Origin of the sequence: Komagataeibacter europaeus LMG 18890, from assembly GCF_000285295.1 — a bacterium.
In the GTDB taxonomy this organism is placed as follows: Bacteria; Pseudomonadota; Alphaproteobacteria; order Acetobacterales; family Acetobacteraceae; genus Komagataeibacter; species Komagataeibacter europaeus.
Genome location: NZ_CADP01000009.1, coordinates 34737 through 49877 on the forward strand (window position 1 = coordinate 34737; position 15141 = coordinate 49877).

The 15141-nt window shown below is 61.4% G+C and carries 8 protein-coding genes, 1 tRNA gene and 1 pseudogene (1 of these 10 cut by a window edge); all 10 read left to right on the forward strand.

Going from position 1 to position 15141, the window contains the following annotated elements:
- A pseudogene (locus tag GEU01_RS05440) lies at window positions 1-188 on the forward strand (hypothetical protein) (it extends 169 nt beyond the left edge of the window).
- Between the two features lie 67 nt (window positions 189-255).
- A tRNA-Glu gene (locus GEU01_RS05445) sits at window positions 256-331 on the forward strand.
- A 312-nt stretch (window positions 332-643) separates the two neighbouring features.
- Window positions 644-859, forward strand: a complete 216-nt coding sequence (locus tag GEU01_RS05450) for a hypothetical protein (protein WP_152927745.1) — start codon at window positions 644-646, stop codon at window positions 857-859.
- A 507-nt stretch (window positions 860-1366) separates the two neighbouring features.
- Window positions 1367-2446 carry a glycosyl hydrolase family 8 gene (locus tag GEU01_RS05455; RefSeq protein WP_019085253.1) on the forward strand — a complete coding sequence of 360 codons (1080 nt, stop codon included), beginning with the start codon at window positions 1367-1369 and terminating at the stop codon, window positions 2444-2446.
- Window positions 2443-3471 (forward strand): endoglucanase, encoded by a 1029-nt coding sequence (locus GEU01_RS05460; RefSeq protein WP_232272409.1) that lies wholly within the window; start codon window positions 2443-2445, stop codon window positions 3469-3471. Before GEU01_RS05455 ends, GEU01_RS05460 begins: the two co-directional genes overlap by 4 nt.
- Before the next feature lie 187 nt (window positions 3472-3658).
- Window positions 3659-5896, forward strand: a complete 2238-nt coding sequence (bcsA, locus tag GEU01_RS05470; RefSeq protein ID WP_026018529.1) for a UDP-forming cellulose synthase catalytic subunit — start codon at window positions 3659-3661, stop codon at window positions 5894-5896.
- Entirely contained in the window at window positions 5883-8249 is a 2367-nt protein-coding gene (locus tag GEU01_RS05475; RefSeq protein WP_232272410.1) for a cellulose biosynthesis cyclic di-GMP-binding regulatory protein BcsB, read from the forward strand. Before bcsA ends, GEU01_RS05475 begins: the two co-directional genes overlap by 14 nt.
- Window positions 8250-8361: 112 nt before the next feature.
- Window positions 8362-12141: a cellulose synthase subunit BcsC-related outer membrane protein gene (locus tag GEU01_RS22325; protein WP_019085255.1), complete on the forward strand. Its 3780-nt coding sequence runs from the start codon at window positions 8362-8364 to the stop codon at window positions 12139-12141.
- Between the two features lie 96 nt (window positions 12142-12237).
- Window positions 12238-12708, forward strand: a complete 471-nt coding sequence (gene bcsD / locus GEU01_RS05485) for a cellulose biosynthesis protein BcsD (RefSeq protein WP_010507046.1) — start codon at window positions 12238-12240, stop codon at window positions 12706-12708.
- Window positions 12709-12930: 222 nt separating this feature from the next.
- Window positions 12931-15135, forward strand: a complete 2205-nt coding sequence (locus GEU01_RS05490; RefSeq protein ID WP_019085256.1) for a beta-glucosidase family protein — start codon at window positions 12931-12933, stop codon at window positions 15133-15135.
- Window positions 15136-15141: the final 6 nt, after the last annotated feature.

Below are 15141 nucleotides of genomic sequence, written 5' to 3' on the forward strand. Positions count from 1 at the left end.
CGGGCGCGGACGCGGCGGGGGATCTGGTGATGGATGAAGCGCCGGGCACGCATGTGCAGGCCGTGACGGCCCGGGCGGATGGACTGCTGGCGGTGGTGCTGACCGGCGGTGGCGTTGCGGACCGTGTGGTGGTGTGGGATCCGTCCGGTCGGCGTATCGTGGCCCGGCTGGTTCTTGGCCGCTCCTGATGGATCGACCCACAATTCTTTCCTTGCATCCCCACGGGTGATCGCATAGAACGCGGCACCGGCCTTTGTCCCGTTCGTCTAGAGGCCTAGGACACCGCCCTCTCACGGCGGCAACACGGGTTCGAATCCCGTACGGGACGCCAGATATCCTGCCACAGCTTTTTCGTGGTGGCTGGCCAGTTGCCATCATTTTCCTGAATTGCGACCATGTAACAGGTATCGGGGCTGTTGCCCCGCGTTCATGGATTCAGGATGTATGCGTGATATGGTGGAAATCATCACTTAACCTGACCGGTCCACACATGAAATATTCGACCCGTGGATGGTCAGTCCATGCGTGATGACCCTTCATGCAGTGATGGCCTTGTTTGCGTGGACTGCGTTCGTTAGTGACCCGGATATGGCTGGATGTGCTGGCGCATACGGCACGACGGGGCCGTGGCCGGGCAATCGTCATGCGCGGCAACCTGGAATTTTCCGGTTGGGCGGGCGCTTATATCGACCATGAAATGATGCTGGAACTGGCGGCATGCGCCGGGGTGGCCCACGGGTTTCCTGCCGTCAGTGCATATGGATGGGGGCGGTGGACTTCATCCATCCCCCATGGTTGTCGAAGAAAAGAAACGGCATGCGGCGGCTTTGTTCGTATAGCGCGTAATATTTTTAAATAGTTATTTTTTATTGAAGAGCGATCAGGCTATGGCATGGCGATGCTTTTCATATTAATATATAATAAAGGCATCTTATATCGATTCCTGTACGATTTGAATGAAAAGCATTGATCCAGGTCAAGTCGCCCTGAAATTTAAAAATATTTTCCATCTTTTAATTTCGGGAAGGATGGCAGCATATTGGCACTGGCCATTTTCCATATTTCTCTTTTGATTTTTGCAGGAATAATCAACAGGATTTTGGGGGTGCCTGCGGGCCTGACGTGATAAAAATGCAACTTCCCCGCCTTTCCGGTCCGTAAAGACGCTGGTGGCTGTTTCGTCACCGGGAGGTAAGACGGTATGCTCATCTTCCGTAACAAAGTCCGTTTCGTGGTGGCGGTGTCCGGGTTGCAGGATGGGGGAGTTTGCGACTAAGGCGTCATTGGATGCGACCGGGTGTGGAATTGAACACCAGTTCCCGCCTGTGGTTGCATCGGTTCGGATTTCTGAAGTGTGTGGTGATCAATGCTGTTGGATTTTATGAAGCTGCAGAAACATGTATCCGGGATGGGGCGTCGGTCCTTTCTGTCCGTCATGGCGGCAGCAGGCAGCATTCCGCTTGTTTCCACGGCTGAAGCGGGCGACAGTACGCCGGTAAGCCAGCAGTGGGCCATTTTCCGCAGTAAATATTTCCGCCCCGATGGTCGTATCGTTGACACGGGGAACAGTGGCGAATCCCATAGCGAGGGGCAGGGCTATGGCATGCTTTTCGCTGCCTCCGCGGGTGACCAGGCAGCGTTCGAGGCAATATGGGTGTGGGCGCGCACCAATCTCCAGCACAAGACCGATGCCCTGTTTTCCTGGCGCTATCTGGACGGGCATAATCCACCGGTCGCGGACAAGAACAACGCCACCGATGGCGATCTGCTGATTGCGCTTGGCCTGGCGCGGGCCGGCAAGCTTTGGAAGCGGGCTGACTATATTCAGGACGCTATGGCCATCTACGCCGATGTGCTTAAGCTCATGACCATGAAGGTCGGTCCTTACGAAGTGCTGTTGCCCGGCGCGACCGGATTCGTCACCAAGGAAGCGGTCACCCTTAACCTGTCCTATTACGTCATGCCCTCGCTCATGCAGGCGTTTGAACTGACGGCCGATGCCCGGTGGCAGACCGTAATGGAAAACGGGCTGCGCATTATTGCCCAGGGACGATTCGGGGAATGGAAGCTTCCGCCGGACTGGCTGTCGATCAATCGGCAGACCGGCGCTTTTTCAATTGCCAAGGGCTGGCCGCCACGTTTCTCCTATGATGCGATTCGCGTGCCGCTCTACCTGTACTGGGCGCATATGCTGTCGCCGGATTTGCTGGCGGATTTCACCCGTTTCTGGAACCATTTCGGCGCATCGGCGCTGCCGGGTTGGGTGGACCTGACAAATGGTTCGCGATCGCCCTATAATGCGCCTCCCGGCTATCTGGCCGTTGCGTCGTGTTCGGGTCTGGCATCGGCAGGGGAACTGCCCACGCTGGACCACGCGCCGGATTATTATTCCGCAGCGCTTACATTGCTGGTTTATATCGCCCGTGCCGAGGGAGGTGGGATGTGAGTTCAGCCAATAATGAAGCAGCAGGGGCGCAGCCACCTCGCCCTGACGTGGACATGGACAATCCACAGGATGTGGCCCGTATGCTTACGGCTGGCTACGGTCTGAGCGGGGAAGGGTTCCATTACCGTTCCTTCCGCTCGCTCGTACGGGATATGCCCGTGGCGGACCCGGAAGAGTCCGTCCATGAGGACATGCATGCCTACACCCAGGATCATTATGCCGAACCGGAACAGCCTGCTCCTGTCGCTGAGCCGGAACCTGTGGCGCCGCCGGTTGTAGCGTCTCCGCCGCCTGCACCGCCTCCGCCGCCAGTCGTGCCGGAAGTCGTGCATGCGCCCCGCCCGCCTGTGGCTGAAACGGTTGCGCCCGCCCCCGCGCCGCCGCCGGTCGCACCGGAAGTCGTGCATACGCCCCAGCCGCCTGTGGCCGAAACGGTTGCACCGCCCCCACCACCTCCTCCTCCGCCGCCGGAAACCGTGGTGCGTCCTGCGCCGCAGCCGAAACCTGTTGCTCCGGCAGCGGATGTGGTGCAGGCGGGTGGACAGGAACGACGTGGCCTGCCGCCATTTACCGAAGCGCCGGCCACCCCCGTGCGGCCACGTCCGGCGCCGGTGCAGTCAGCGCCCTTCACGGTTGAAGCGCCTGAACCGGTGGTTACCGCGACAGATGATTGGGCCCCCGTACCAAAGGCGCAGCAACGTCGTGGACAGCGCCCGACAGGGCCTGGATTCTTCTTCGCCAAGGCAGGTGACCGGACCCAGATGGCCCGGTTGTTCCAATCCCCTCCGGTGCCGACATCACCGCCTGTTCCCAAACCTGTTTCCAAGGTGACCACGATGACCAAACTAGACAAGAATACATGGAACAAGAGCGCGGGACGGCCGTCGGCCCCGACGGACAACTCCCCGACCCTGACGGAAGTCTTCATGACGCTGGGTGGACGGGCCACGGATCGTCTGATCCCCAAGCCCAGCCTGCGTGAAGCCCTGCTGCGCAAGCGCGAAGAAGAAAACGGGGAATCCTGAGCCACGTCGGCGGGCTGGACATGATGGCAGGCCAGCCCGCGACGGGTAAAAGGAAGGGAATGATCCCGCGTATGACCCGCAGGCCACGCGGGCCGAAAGGCGACATGACGGACCAGATGCGTCTGACGGTTTTCTTTTGAACGTAACTATCTGTTTTATCAGTATTTATTAATCGGACGAGTTATTGATGTCAGAGGTTCAGTCGTCAGCGCCTGCGGAAAGTTGGTTTGGCCGCTTTTCCAACAAGATACTGTCACTGCGCGGTGCCAGTTACATAGTCGGGGCTGTGGGGCTTTTTGCCCTGCTCGCCGCCACTACAGTCACGCTGTCGATACATGAACAGTTGATTGTGGCATTAATATGTGTCGCAGTATTTTTCATCGTCGGCCGGCGTAAAAGCCGCCGCACACAGGTCTTTCTTGAGGTGCTTTCGGCGCTGGTGTCGTTGCGGTACCTGACATGGCGCCTGACGGAAACACTGGACTTCGATACGTGGATCCAGGGCCTGCTGGGTGTCACGCTGCTGCTGGCGGAACTGTACGCGCTGTACATGCTGTTCCTCAGTTATTTCCAGACCATATCCCCCCTGCATCGCGCGCCACTTCCCCTTTCGCCCAATCCGGACGAATGGCCGACGGTCGATATCTTCATCCCGACATATGACGAGGACCTGAGCATCGTGCGCCTGACGGTGCTGGCGGCGCTTGGCATTGACTGGCCGCCCGAAAAGATGAACGTCTATATTCTGGATGATGGCAAGCGTGAGACATTCGGCCGTTTTGCCGAGGAATGTGGCGCGCGTTACATCACCCGTCCGGATAATACGCATTACAAGGCCGGCAACCTTAATCACGCCATCAAGCAGACGAGGGGCGACTTCATCCTCATCCTTGACTGTGACCATATTCCGACGCGTGCATTCCTGCAGATCGCGATGGGCTGGATGGTCGAGGATCCGAAGATCGCCCTGATGCAGACCCCGCATCACTTCTATTCCCCTGACCCGTTCCAGCGTAACCTGGCCGTGGGGTATCGCACCCCGCCGGAAGGCAACCTGTTCTACGGTGTCATTCAGGACGGCAACGACTTCTGGGATGCGACCTTCTTCTGCGGTTCGTGCGCCATCCTGCGCCGCAAGGCGATTGAGGAAATCGGCGGCTTCGCAACGGAAACCGTGACGGAAGATGCGCATACCGCGCTGCGCATGCAGCGCAAGGGCTGGTCGACCGCCTACCTGCGCATCCCCCTGGCCAGTGGCCTGGCGACCGAACGCCTTATCACGCATATCGGTCAGCGTATGCGCTGGGCCCGTGGCATGATCCAGATCTTCCGTGTTGATAACCCGATGCTGGGGCCGGGACTGAAGCTGGGGCAGCGGTTGTGCTACCTGTCAGCCATGACGTCGTTCTTCTTCGCCATTCCCCGCGTCATCTTCCTGGCATCCCCGCTGGCCTTCCTGTTCTTCAACCAGAACATTATCGCCGCGTCGCCACTGGCGGTGCTGGCCTACGCCATTCCGCATATGTTCCATTCGATTGCGACGGCGGCGAAGGTCAACAGGGGCTGGCGTTATTCGTTCTGGAGTGAAGTGTACGAAACCGTCATGGCGCTGTTCCTGGTGCGCGTGACCATCGTGACGATGATATTCCCCTCCAAGGGCAAGTTCAACGTGACGGAAAAAGGCGGCGTTCTGGAAAACGAGACATTCGACCTTGACGCCACCTATCCGAACATCATCTTCGCTGTCGTCATGGCCCTTGGCCTGCTGCGCGGGGCATATGCGCTGATTTTCCAGCATCTGGACATCATTGCGGAACGTGCCTACGCGCTGAACTGCATCTGGTCGGTGATCAGCCTGATCATCCTGCTGGCCGCCATCGCCGTGGGCCGTGAAACCAAGCAGATCCGCCACAGCCACCGTATCGAAGCCCATATTCCCGTTACGGTTTATGATTACGAAGGCAATTCAAGCCACGGCATTACCGAGGACGTGTCCATGGGTGGTGTGGCGATCCATATGCCCTGGCGCGACGTGACGCCGGATCAGCCTGTACAGGTTGTGGTGCATGCGATACTGGAGGGCGAGGAAGTCAACCTTCCGGCCACCATGATCCGCAGCGCCAACGGCAAGGCCGTGTTTACATGGTCGATCAATAACATTCAGATTGAAGCATCTGTGGTCCGGTTCGTGTTCGGACGTGCCGATGCCTGGCTGCAGTGGAATAATTATGAGGATGACCGGCCGTTACGAAGCCTGTGGAGTCTGATCCTCAGCATCAAGGCACTGTTCCGCAAGAAGGGTCAGATGATTGCCCATAGTCGTCCCAAGAAAAAACCAATTGCACTGCCGGTTGAGCGTCGGGAGCCAACAACCAGTCAGGGTGGTCAGAAACAGGAAGGAAAGATCAGTCGTGCGGCCTCGTGATATGAAAATGGTGTCCCTGATCGCGCTACTGGTCTTTGCAACGGGAGCACAGGCTGCCCCGATTGCATCCAAGGCGCCAGCCCCCCAGCCGACGGGTAACGACCTGCCTCCCTTGCCTGCCGCCGCCCCTGCAGGGGACGCGGGCAGCAATGCTGATGCGATACTGGACAACGCCGAAAATGCGACCGGCGCCAGTTCCGATGTCGCGACCGTTCATACCTATTCCCTGCAGGAACTGGGTGCGGCAGGCGCGTTGACCATGCGGGGTACGGCACCGCTGCAGGGCCTGCAGTTCGGCATCCCGGCGGACCAGCTGGTGACGTCGGCCCGTCTGGTGGTGTCGGGTGCGATGTCGCCCAACCTCCAGCCTGACAACAGTGCGGTCACGATCACACTGAATGAACAGTATATCGGTACGCTGCGCCCCGATCCGTCGCACCCGGCGTTTGGTCCGCTGTCATTTGACGTCAACCCCATCTTCTTTGTCAGCGGCAACCGCCTGAATTTCAGCTTTGCCACCGGATCGAAGGGATGCACGGACCCGTCCAACGGGCTGCAGTGGGCCAGCGTGTCCGAACATTCACAACTGCAGATCACAACCATTCCGCTTCCCCCCCGGCGCCAGTTGGCTCGACTGCCCCAGCCTTTCTTTGACAAGACTGTAAGGCAGAAAGTGGTCATTCCGTTTGTTCTTGCACAGACATTTGATCCCGAGGTGCTCAAGGCTTCCGGCATCATTGCGTCATGGTTCGGGCAGCAGACCGATTACCGCGGGGTCAATTTCCCCGTCTTTTCCACCATTCCCCAGACAGGCAACGCCATTGTGGTCGGTGTGGCGGATGAACTGCCATCCGCATTGGGGCGGCCTTCGGTCAGTGGCCCGACCCTGATGGAGGTCGCCAATCCGTCCGATCCCAATGGCACCCTGCTGCTGGTGACCGGGCGTGACCGCGATGAAGTCATTACGGCGAGCAAGGGGATCGGTTTCGGTTCCAGTGCCCTGCCGGTCGCCAGCCGCATGGACGTGGCGCCGATCGACGTGGCGCCGCGTGTCGCAAATGATGCGCCATCCTTCCTGCCCACCACCCGCCCGGTCCGGCTGGGTGAACTGGTGCCTGTCAGCGCATTGCAGGGGGAAGGCTATACGCCGGGTGTCCTGTCGGTTCCCTTCCGCGTGTCCCCCGACCTGTATACCTGGCGTGACCGGCCGTACAAGCTGAACGTGCGTTTCCGCGCGCCGGATGGTCCGATCCTGGATGTCGCGCGTTCCCATCTGGATGTCGGTATCAATAACACCTACCTGCAGTCCTATTCACTGCGGGAGCAGAATTCCGTTGTGGACCAGCTTCTGCGCCGTGTTGGCGTGGGCACGCAGAACGCAGGCGTGGAACAGCATACGCTGACCATTCCGCCGTGGATGGTGTTCGGTCAGGATCAGCTGCAGTTCTACTTTGACGCAGCTCCGCTGACGGAGCCCGGCTGTCGCCCCGGGCCAAGCCTGATCCACATGTCGGTCGACCCGGATTCAACCATCGACCTGTCCAACGCCTATCATATCACGCGCATGCCCAACCTGGCTTACATGGCCAGCGCGGGGTATCCGTTCACCACCTATGCCGATCTGTCGCGTTCGGCCGTGGTGCTGCCGGATCATCCCAATGGCACGGTGGTCAGCGCCTATCTCGACCTGATGGGCTTCATGGGGGCGACGACCTGGTATCCCGTGTCGGGTGTCGATATCGTTTCGGCCGATCATGTAAGCGACGTGGCGGACCGGAACCTGATCGTCCTGTCCACCCTGTCGAACAGTGGGGAAGTCTCCTCGCTGCTGTCCAACTCGGCTTACCAGATTTCGGACGGGCGGCTGCACATGGGGCTGCGTTCCACCCTCAGCGGGGTGTGGAACATCTTCCAGGACCCGATGTCGGTCATCAGCAATACCCATCCGACCGAGGTCGAAACGACCTTGACCGGTGGTGTCGGCGCGATGGTGGAAGCGGAATCCCCGCTGGCATCCGGGCGCACGGTGCTGGCCCTGCTGTCGGGTGACGGACAGGGGCTGGATAACCTGGTCCAGATCCTGGGCCAGCGTAAGAATCAGGCAAAAGTGCAGGGCGACCTTGTGCTGGCGCATGGCGACGACCTGACATCCTACCGCAGTTCACCGCTTTATACGGTTGGCACGCTGCCGATGTGGCTCATGCCTGACTGGTATATGCACAATCATCCGATCCGTGTGGTTGTGGTCGGCCTGTTCGGTTGTCTGCTGGTGGTGGCCGTCCTGGTGCGCGCACTGTTCCGCCACGCGATGTACCGTCGCCGGCAGCTGCAGGAAGAAAGGCAGAAATCGTGATCATGAGTAGACGATACGTCTTTTCACTTTCTGCCGGGCTGCTTGCCAGCAGCTGCATGGGGGTGATGATGGCTGTGCCGGTAGCCCGTGCACAGAGCAGGCATCAACTGCCATGACGGGGGCGCAGGCCACCGGCGGGACTGCCGCGCCACGGCAGATCCTGCTGCAGCAGGCACGCTTCTGGTTGCAGCAGCAGCAGTATGACAATGCCCGGCAGGCATTGCAGAACGCGCAGCGGATCGCGCCTGACTCTCCCGACGTGCTGGAGGTTCAGGGTGAATACCAGACGGCCATCGGCAACCGTGAAGCCGCAGCCGACACCCTGCGTCACCTGCAGCAGGTTGCACCGGGCAGTACGGCGGCAAACAGCCTGACCGACCTGCTGCATGAACGGTCAATCTCGACGGGCGACCTGTCGCAGGTGCGCGCCCTTGCCGCTTCTGGCCATAACGAGCAGGCCGTGGCCGGGTACCAGAAGCTGTTCAATGGCGGAAAGCCACCCCATTCGCTGGCGGTGGAATATTACCAGACCATGGCTGGCGTGCCCGCCGACTGGGATCAGGCACGGGCGGGACTGGCCAGCGTCGTGGCGGCTAATCCGCAGGATTACCGTGCCCAGCTCGCCTTTGCGCAGGCACTGACCTATAATACCCCCACCCGTATGGAAGGTCTGGCGCGACTGAAGGACCTGGAGGGTTTCCGGGCCCAGGCGCCGGTTGAAGCCGCGGCGGCAGCCCAGTCCTATCGACAGACACTGAACTGGCTGCCGGTCACGCCTGAGACGCAGCCGCTCATGCAGCAGTGGTTGGCGGCGCATCCCAATGATACGGCGCTGAAGGAACACATGCTTCACCCCCCTGGTGGTCCGCCGGACAAGGCGGGCCTTGCACGCCAGGCAGGTTACCAGCAGCTGAACGCCGGTCGTCTTTCCGCAGCCGAGCAGTCCTTCCAGTCCGCACTGCAGATCAATGCGCATGATGCGGATTCGCTGGGCGGCATGGGTCTGGTCAGCATGCGTCAGGGCGATGCGGCGGAAGCGCGTCGTTATTTCCAGGAAGCGATGGCCGCCGATCCCAAGACGGCTGACCGCTGGCGTCCCGCGCTGGCCGGCATGGAAATCAGCGGTGACTATGCCGCCGTGCGGCAGATGATCGCGGCGCATCAATATACCGAAGCCAAGCAGCGCCTGACGTCGCTGGCGCGTCAGCCGGGGCAGTTCACTGGCGCCACGCTGATGCTGGCGGACCTGCAGCGCACGACCGGGCAGATCGATGCGTCCGAACAGTCATATCGTTCCGTTCTCGCGCGCGATCCCAACAGTCAGCTGGCCCTGATGGGGCTGGCGCGGGTGGACATGGCGCAGGGCAATACGGCGGAAGCGCGTCAGCTGCTGTCACGCGTCGGACCACAATACGCCGAGCAGGTGGGCGAGATCGAGGTGACGGGCCTGATGGCCGCGGCCTCGCACACATCGGATTCGGCACGCAAGGTATCCATCCTGCGTGAAGCCATGACGCAGGCGCCGCGCGATCCGTGGGTGCGCATCAACCTCGCCAATGCCCTGCAGCAGCAGGGTGACGTGGCGGAAGCCGGCCGTGTCATGCAGCCGATCCTGGCCAATCCGGTTACGGCGCAGGATCGTCAGGCAGGCATCCTGTACACTTATGGCGCCGGCAACGATGCGGCGACCCGCCGCCTGCTGTCCGGGCTGTCGCCAGAGGATTATTCCCCGGCCATCCGTTCCATCGCCACCGAAATGGAGATCAAGGAAGACCTGGCCAGCCGCCTGTCGATGGTGGCCAACCCGGTGCCCTTGATCCGGGAAGCCCTGTCCCCGCCTGACCCGACGGGTGCGCGTGGCGTGGCCGTGGCCGACCTGTTCCGCCAGCGCGGCGACATGCTCCATGCCCGCATGGCGCTGCGTATCGCCTCGACACGTACGATCGACCTGTCGCCGGACCAGCGTCTTGCCTACGCCACCGAGTATATGAAGATCAGCAACCCGGTTGCCGCCGCCCGCCTGCTTGCGCCCCTTGGCGATGGCAGCGGGAGCGGCATGGGCAATGCCCTGCCACCGGAACAGCAGCAGACCCTGCAGCAGTTGCGCATGGGCATTTCCGTGGCCCAGTCCGACCTGCTGAACCAGCGTGGCGATCAGGCGCAGGCGTACGATCAGCTGGCCCCCGCGTTGCGGGCGGATCCGGAGGCGACGGCGCCCAAACTGGCGCTGGCCCGTCTGTACAATGGTGAAGGCAAGGCAAGCAAGGCGCTGGAAATCGACCTTGCGGTGCTGCGCCACAATCCACAGGATCTCGATGCCCGGCAGGCTGCGGTGCAGGCTGCGGTCAATAGCGGTCACAAGAGCCTGGCGACCCGTCTGGCGATGGATGGCGTGCAGGAAAGCCCGATGGATGCCCGCGCATGGCTGAGCATGGCCGTGGCCGACCAGGCGGACGGACATGGCCACCGGACCATCGCGGACCTGCGCCGGGCCTACGACCTGCGCCTGCAGCAGGTCGAGGGATCCCGCATGGCGGCGGGCGCGGGTGCTGCCGGGGCCGAGCAGGATGCGCTTGCGCCGCCGTCCAGCAATCCCTTCCGCCACCATGGCTATGGTCGGCAGACGGAACTGGGCGCGCCGGTCACCGGTGGATCCTACAGCATGGAAGCGACCTCGCCCGAGGCATCGGACCAGATGCTGTCTTCCATTTCCGGGCAGATCAACACGCTGCGTGAAAACCTTGCCCCGTCCATTGACGGTGGCCTCGGGTTCCGGTCGCGTTCGGGCGAACACGGCATGGGTCGCCTGACGGAAGCCAATATCCCCATTGTCGGCCGTCTGCCGCTACAGGCGGGTGAGTCCAGCCTGACCTTCTCGATCACGCCAACCATGATCTGGTCGGGTGATCTTGATAGTGGTTCAGTCTATGACGTGCCCCGGTTTGGCACCGACATGGCGACACAGGCGTGGAACCAGTACGTCAATTACATGAACCGCAACAACCAGGGTTCCACCAGCCGTTACAAATCCCAGCTTGTAAAGGGTGGGGAAGGCGAAGCCGGCTTTGCACCTGATGTACAGTTCGGCAATAGCTGGGTGCGGGCCGATGTCGGTGCGTCACCGATCGGCTTCCCCATCACCAACGTGCTGGGTGGGGTCGAGTTCTCGCCACGTGTCGGGCCTGTGACATTCCGCGTCAGCGCCGAACGCCGTTCGATTACCAACAGCGTCCTGTCCTATGGCGGCATGCGTGATCCGAACTACTATTCCGCCATCGGGCGCTATGCCCGCAGCCTGTACGGCAAGGAACTGGCCTCGCAGTGGAGCCAGGAATGGGGTGGCGTCGTCACCAACCATTTCCATGGCCAGGTCGAGGCGACGCTGGGCAATACCATCGTGTATGGTGGCGGTGGCTATGCGATCCAGACCGGCAAGAACGTGCGGCGCAACAGCGAGCGTGAAGCCGGCATCGGCGTCAATACGCTGGTGTGGCATAACGCCAACATGCTGGTGCGGATCGGTGTCAGCCTGACCTACTTCGGTTATGGGAACAACCAGGATTTCTATACCTACGGACAGGGTGGCTACTTCTCGCCACAGTCCTATTACGCGGCCACCGTTCCGATCCGTTATGCCGGCCAGCACAAGCGGCTTGACTGGGACGTGAATGCTTCCGTGGGCTATCAGGTCTTCCACGAACATTCGTCGCCGTTCTTCCCCACGTCTTCGCTGCTGCAGTCGGGTGCGCAGTATGTGGCTAATAATTACGTGACGAATGCGACAAGTTCTGATTATCTCTCACAGGAAACGGTAAATAGCGCCTATTATCCCGGGGACAGTGTTGCTAGTCTTACGGGTGGCTTTAATGCTAGGGTATCGGTTTACCCATAATCTTCGTCTTGATCTGTCGGGGCGCTGGCAGAAGGCCGGTAACTGGACTGAAAGCGGCGCCATGATTTCCGCACACTATCTTATTATGGACCAGTAATGACAACTTTCAACGCAAAACCGGACTTCTCGCTTTTTCTGCAGGCCCTGTCATGGGAAATTGACGATCAGGCCGGGATCGAGGTCAGGAATGACCTGTTGCGGGAGGTCGGCCGCGGAATGGCTGGTCGTCTGCAGCCGCCCCTGTGCAACACCATCCACCAGTTGCAGATCGAACTGAATGCCCTGCTGGGCATGATCAACTGGGGCTATGTGAAGCTGGAACTGCTGGCGGAAGAGCAGGCCATGCGCATCGTGCATGAAGACCTGCCGCAGGTCGGCAGCGCGGGTGAGCCGTCGGGCACATGGCTGGCCCCGGTGCTGGAAGGCCTGTATGGCCGCTGGATCACGTCGCAGCCCGGTGCGTTTGGTGATTATGTTGTCAGCCGCGACGTCGATGCGGAAGACCTGAACTCCGTCCCGACCCAGACTGTCATTCTGTACATGCGCACCCGCAGCAACAGCAACTGACCTGAACTGCCCGGCCGCTTTTGCCGATAACCCCGCCCGCAGGCATGTATATGACCTGCTGGTGGGGTTTTTTTTACACCTGTTGCCCCAATTTCCAGTCCCGCCTTGCGCCAGATCATGCGGATTGGGGATAGAGTGTTTCAGTAATATTGCCGTAGCCGGCAGATGGGACCGCCTGGCCCGCGTCGCCGCTACCCCGATCATCAAGGAGGAGCCTGCCGCATGAAATTGTCCCGCAAGATATTCCTGCTGTCTGCCGTGGCGTGCAGCATGATGGTGGCGCACGGTGCCGCGCATGCCCATGCCGCGAAAGGCCCGACCGACCCGGCGGATGAAAGGGCGCGGCAGGTACTCGCGCATATGAGCCTGCAAGACAAGATGTCCCTGCTGTTCAGCGTGGATGGCGGCGGGTTCAATGGCAGTGTCGCCCCTCCGGGCGGGCTTGGCTCGGCGGCGTACCTGCGCGCGCCTGCGGGGTCGGGCCTGCCTGACCTGCAGATTTCCGATGCGGGGCTTGGTATCCGTAATCCGGCGCATATCCGCAAGGATGGTGCGGCGGTTTCCCTGCCATCGGGCCTGTCCACCGCCAGTTCGTGGGATGTGGACATGGCGCGTGAGGCCGGGGCCATGATCGGTCGTGAAGCGTGGCAGAGCGGTTTCAACGTCCTGCTGGGCGGTGGGGCCGACCTGACCCGTGACCCGCGCGGTGGCCGCAATTTCGAATATGCGGGCGAGGATCCGCTGCAGACTGGCCGCATGGTCGGCAGCACCATTGCGGGCGTGCAGTCACAGCACGTGATTTCCACCCTCAAGCATTATGCGATGAATGACCTTGAAACATCGCGCATGACCATGAGTGCCGATATCGACCACGTCGCCATGCGCGAAAGCGACCTGCTGGGGTTCGAGATCGCCATGGAAACCGGGCACCCCGGTTCCGTCATGTGTTCGTATAACCGCGTCAATGACCTGTATGCGTGCGAAAACCCGTACCTGCTGACCAGGACGATGAAGCAGGACTGGCATTATCCCGGCTTCGTCATGTCCGACTGGGGCGCGACCCATTCCTCCGCTCGTGCGGCGCTGGCCGGGCTGGACCAGGAATCCGCGGGGGACCATGCCGATGCACGCCCCTATTTCCAGACGCTGCTGGCGGCGGATGTGAAGGCAGGCCGTGTGCCGCAGTCGCGTATTGATGACATGGCGCAGCGGATTGTCCGCTCCCTGTTCGCGCAGGGGCTGGTTGACCATCCGCCCGTGCGGGCCCCGCTGGATGTGGTGACCGATACCCTTGTCGCCCAGCGTGATGAGGAAGAAGGCGCGGTTCTGCTGCGTAACGAGGGCAATGTCCTGCCGCTTGCCACCACCGCCCGCATCGCGGTCATTGGTGGCCATGCGGATGTGGGCGTGATTTCGGGGGGCGGTTCCAGTCAGGTCGATCCCATCGGGGGCGAAGTGGTCAAGGGACCGGGCAAGAAGGACTGGCCGGGCGATCCGGTGTATTTCCCGTCTTCCCCGCTCAGGGCCATGCGGGCCGAAGCCCCGGCCGCCCATATCACCTATGATCCGGGCACGAATATCGCCGCCGCCGTCCGTGCCGCCCGCGCGGCCGATGTGGCCGTCGTGTATGCAACGCAGTTCACCTTTGAGGGGATGGACGCGCCGAACATGCACCTTGATGGCAATGCCGATGCCCTGATTGCCGCTGTCGCCGCCGCCAACCCGCACACTGTCGTGGTCATGGAAACCGGCGACCCGGTGCTGATGCCGTGGAACAGCAGCGTAGCGGGCGTGCTGGAGGCATGGTTCCCCGGTTCCGGCGGTGGGACCGCCCTCGCCCGGCTGCTGTTTGGCAAGGTCGCGCCATCGGGTCATCTGACCATGACCTTCCCGCAGGCTGAATCCCAGCTGGCCCATCCCGATATCGCGGGCGTGAACGCGAACAACGTGTTCGAAATGCAGTTCCACACCGATCAGGAACTGGTTTACGACGAAGGCAGCGATGTCGGTTACCGCTGGTTCGACCGCAATCACCTCAAGCCGCTCTATCCGTTCGGCCATGGCCTGACCTACACCACCTTTGCGACCGATGGGCTGGTGGCGGGGTATCACCACAAGCAGCTGACGGTGACGTTCAACGTGCGCAACACCGGCACGCGTCCCGGCGTGGACGTGCCGCAGGTCTATGTCGGCCTGCCCGATGGGGGGGCGCGCAGGCTGGCGGGCTGGCAGCGCGTGAAGCTGGCGCCGGGTGAAAGCCGTCAGGTCTCGGTGCAGGTTGATCCGCGGCTGCTGGCTCATTTTGATGGCAGGCATGACCGGTGGGACATCCCTTCGGGCCGCTTCCGGGTCTGGCTGGGTACGTCAGCCGTGGATGACAGCCAGCAGGTTACGGTGCATGTGCATGGGCGGACCATGGCGCCGTGAAGCGAC

Coding starts and splice junctions, on each gene's coding strand:
- GEU01_RS05450 (WP_152927745.1), top strand. CDS start 644: ATGCGCGGCAACCTGGAATTTTCCGGTTGGGCGGGCGCTTATATCGAC.
- GEU01_RS05455 (WP_019085253.1), top strand. CDS start 1,367: ATGCTGTTGGATTTTATGAAGCTGCAGAAACATGTATCCGGGATGGGG.
- bcsA (WP_026018529.1), top strand. CDS start 3,659: ATGTCAGAGGTTCAGTCGTCAGCGCCTGCGGAAAGTTGGTTTGGCCGC.
- GEU01_RS22325 (WP_019085255.1), top strand. CDS start 8,362: ATGACGGGGGCGCAGGCCACCGGCGGGACTGCCGCGCCACGGCAGATC.
- bcsD (WP_010507046.1), top strand. CDS start 12,238: ATGACAACTTTCAACGCAAAACCGGACTTCTCGCTTTTTCTGCAGGCC.
- GEU01_RS05490 (WP_019085256.1), top strand. CDS start 12,931: ATGAAATTGTCCCGCAAGATATTCCTGCTGTCTGCCGTGGCGTGCAGC.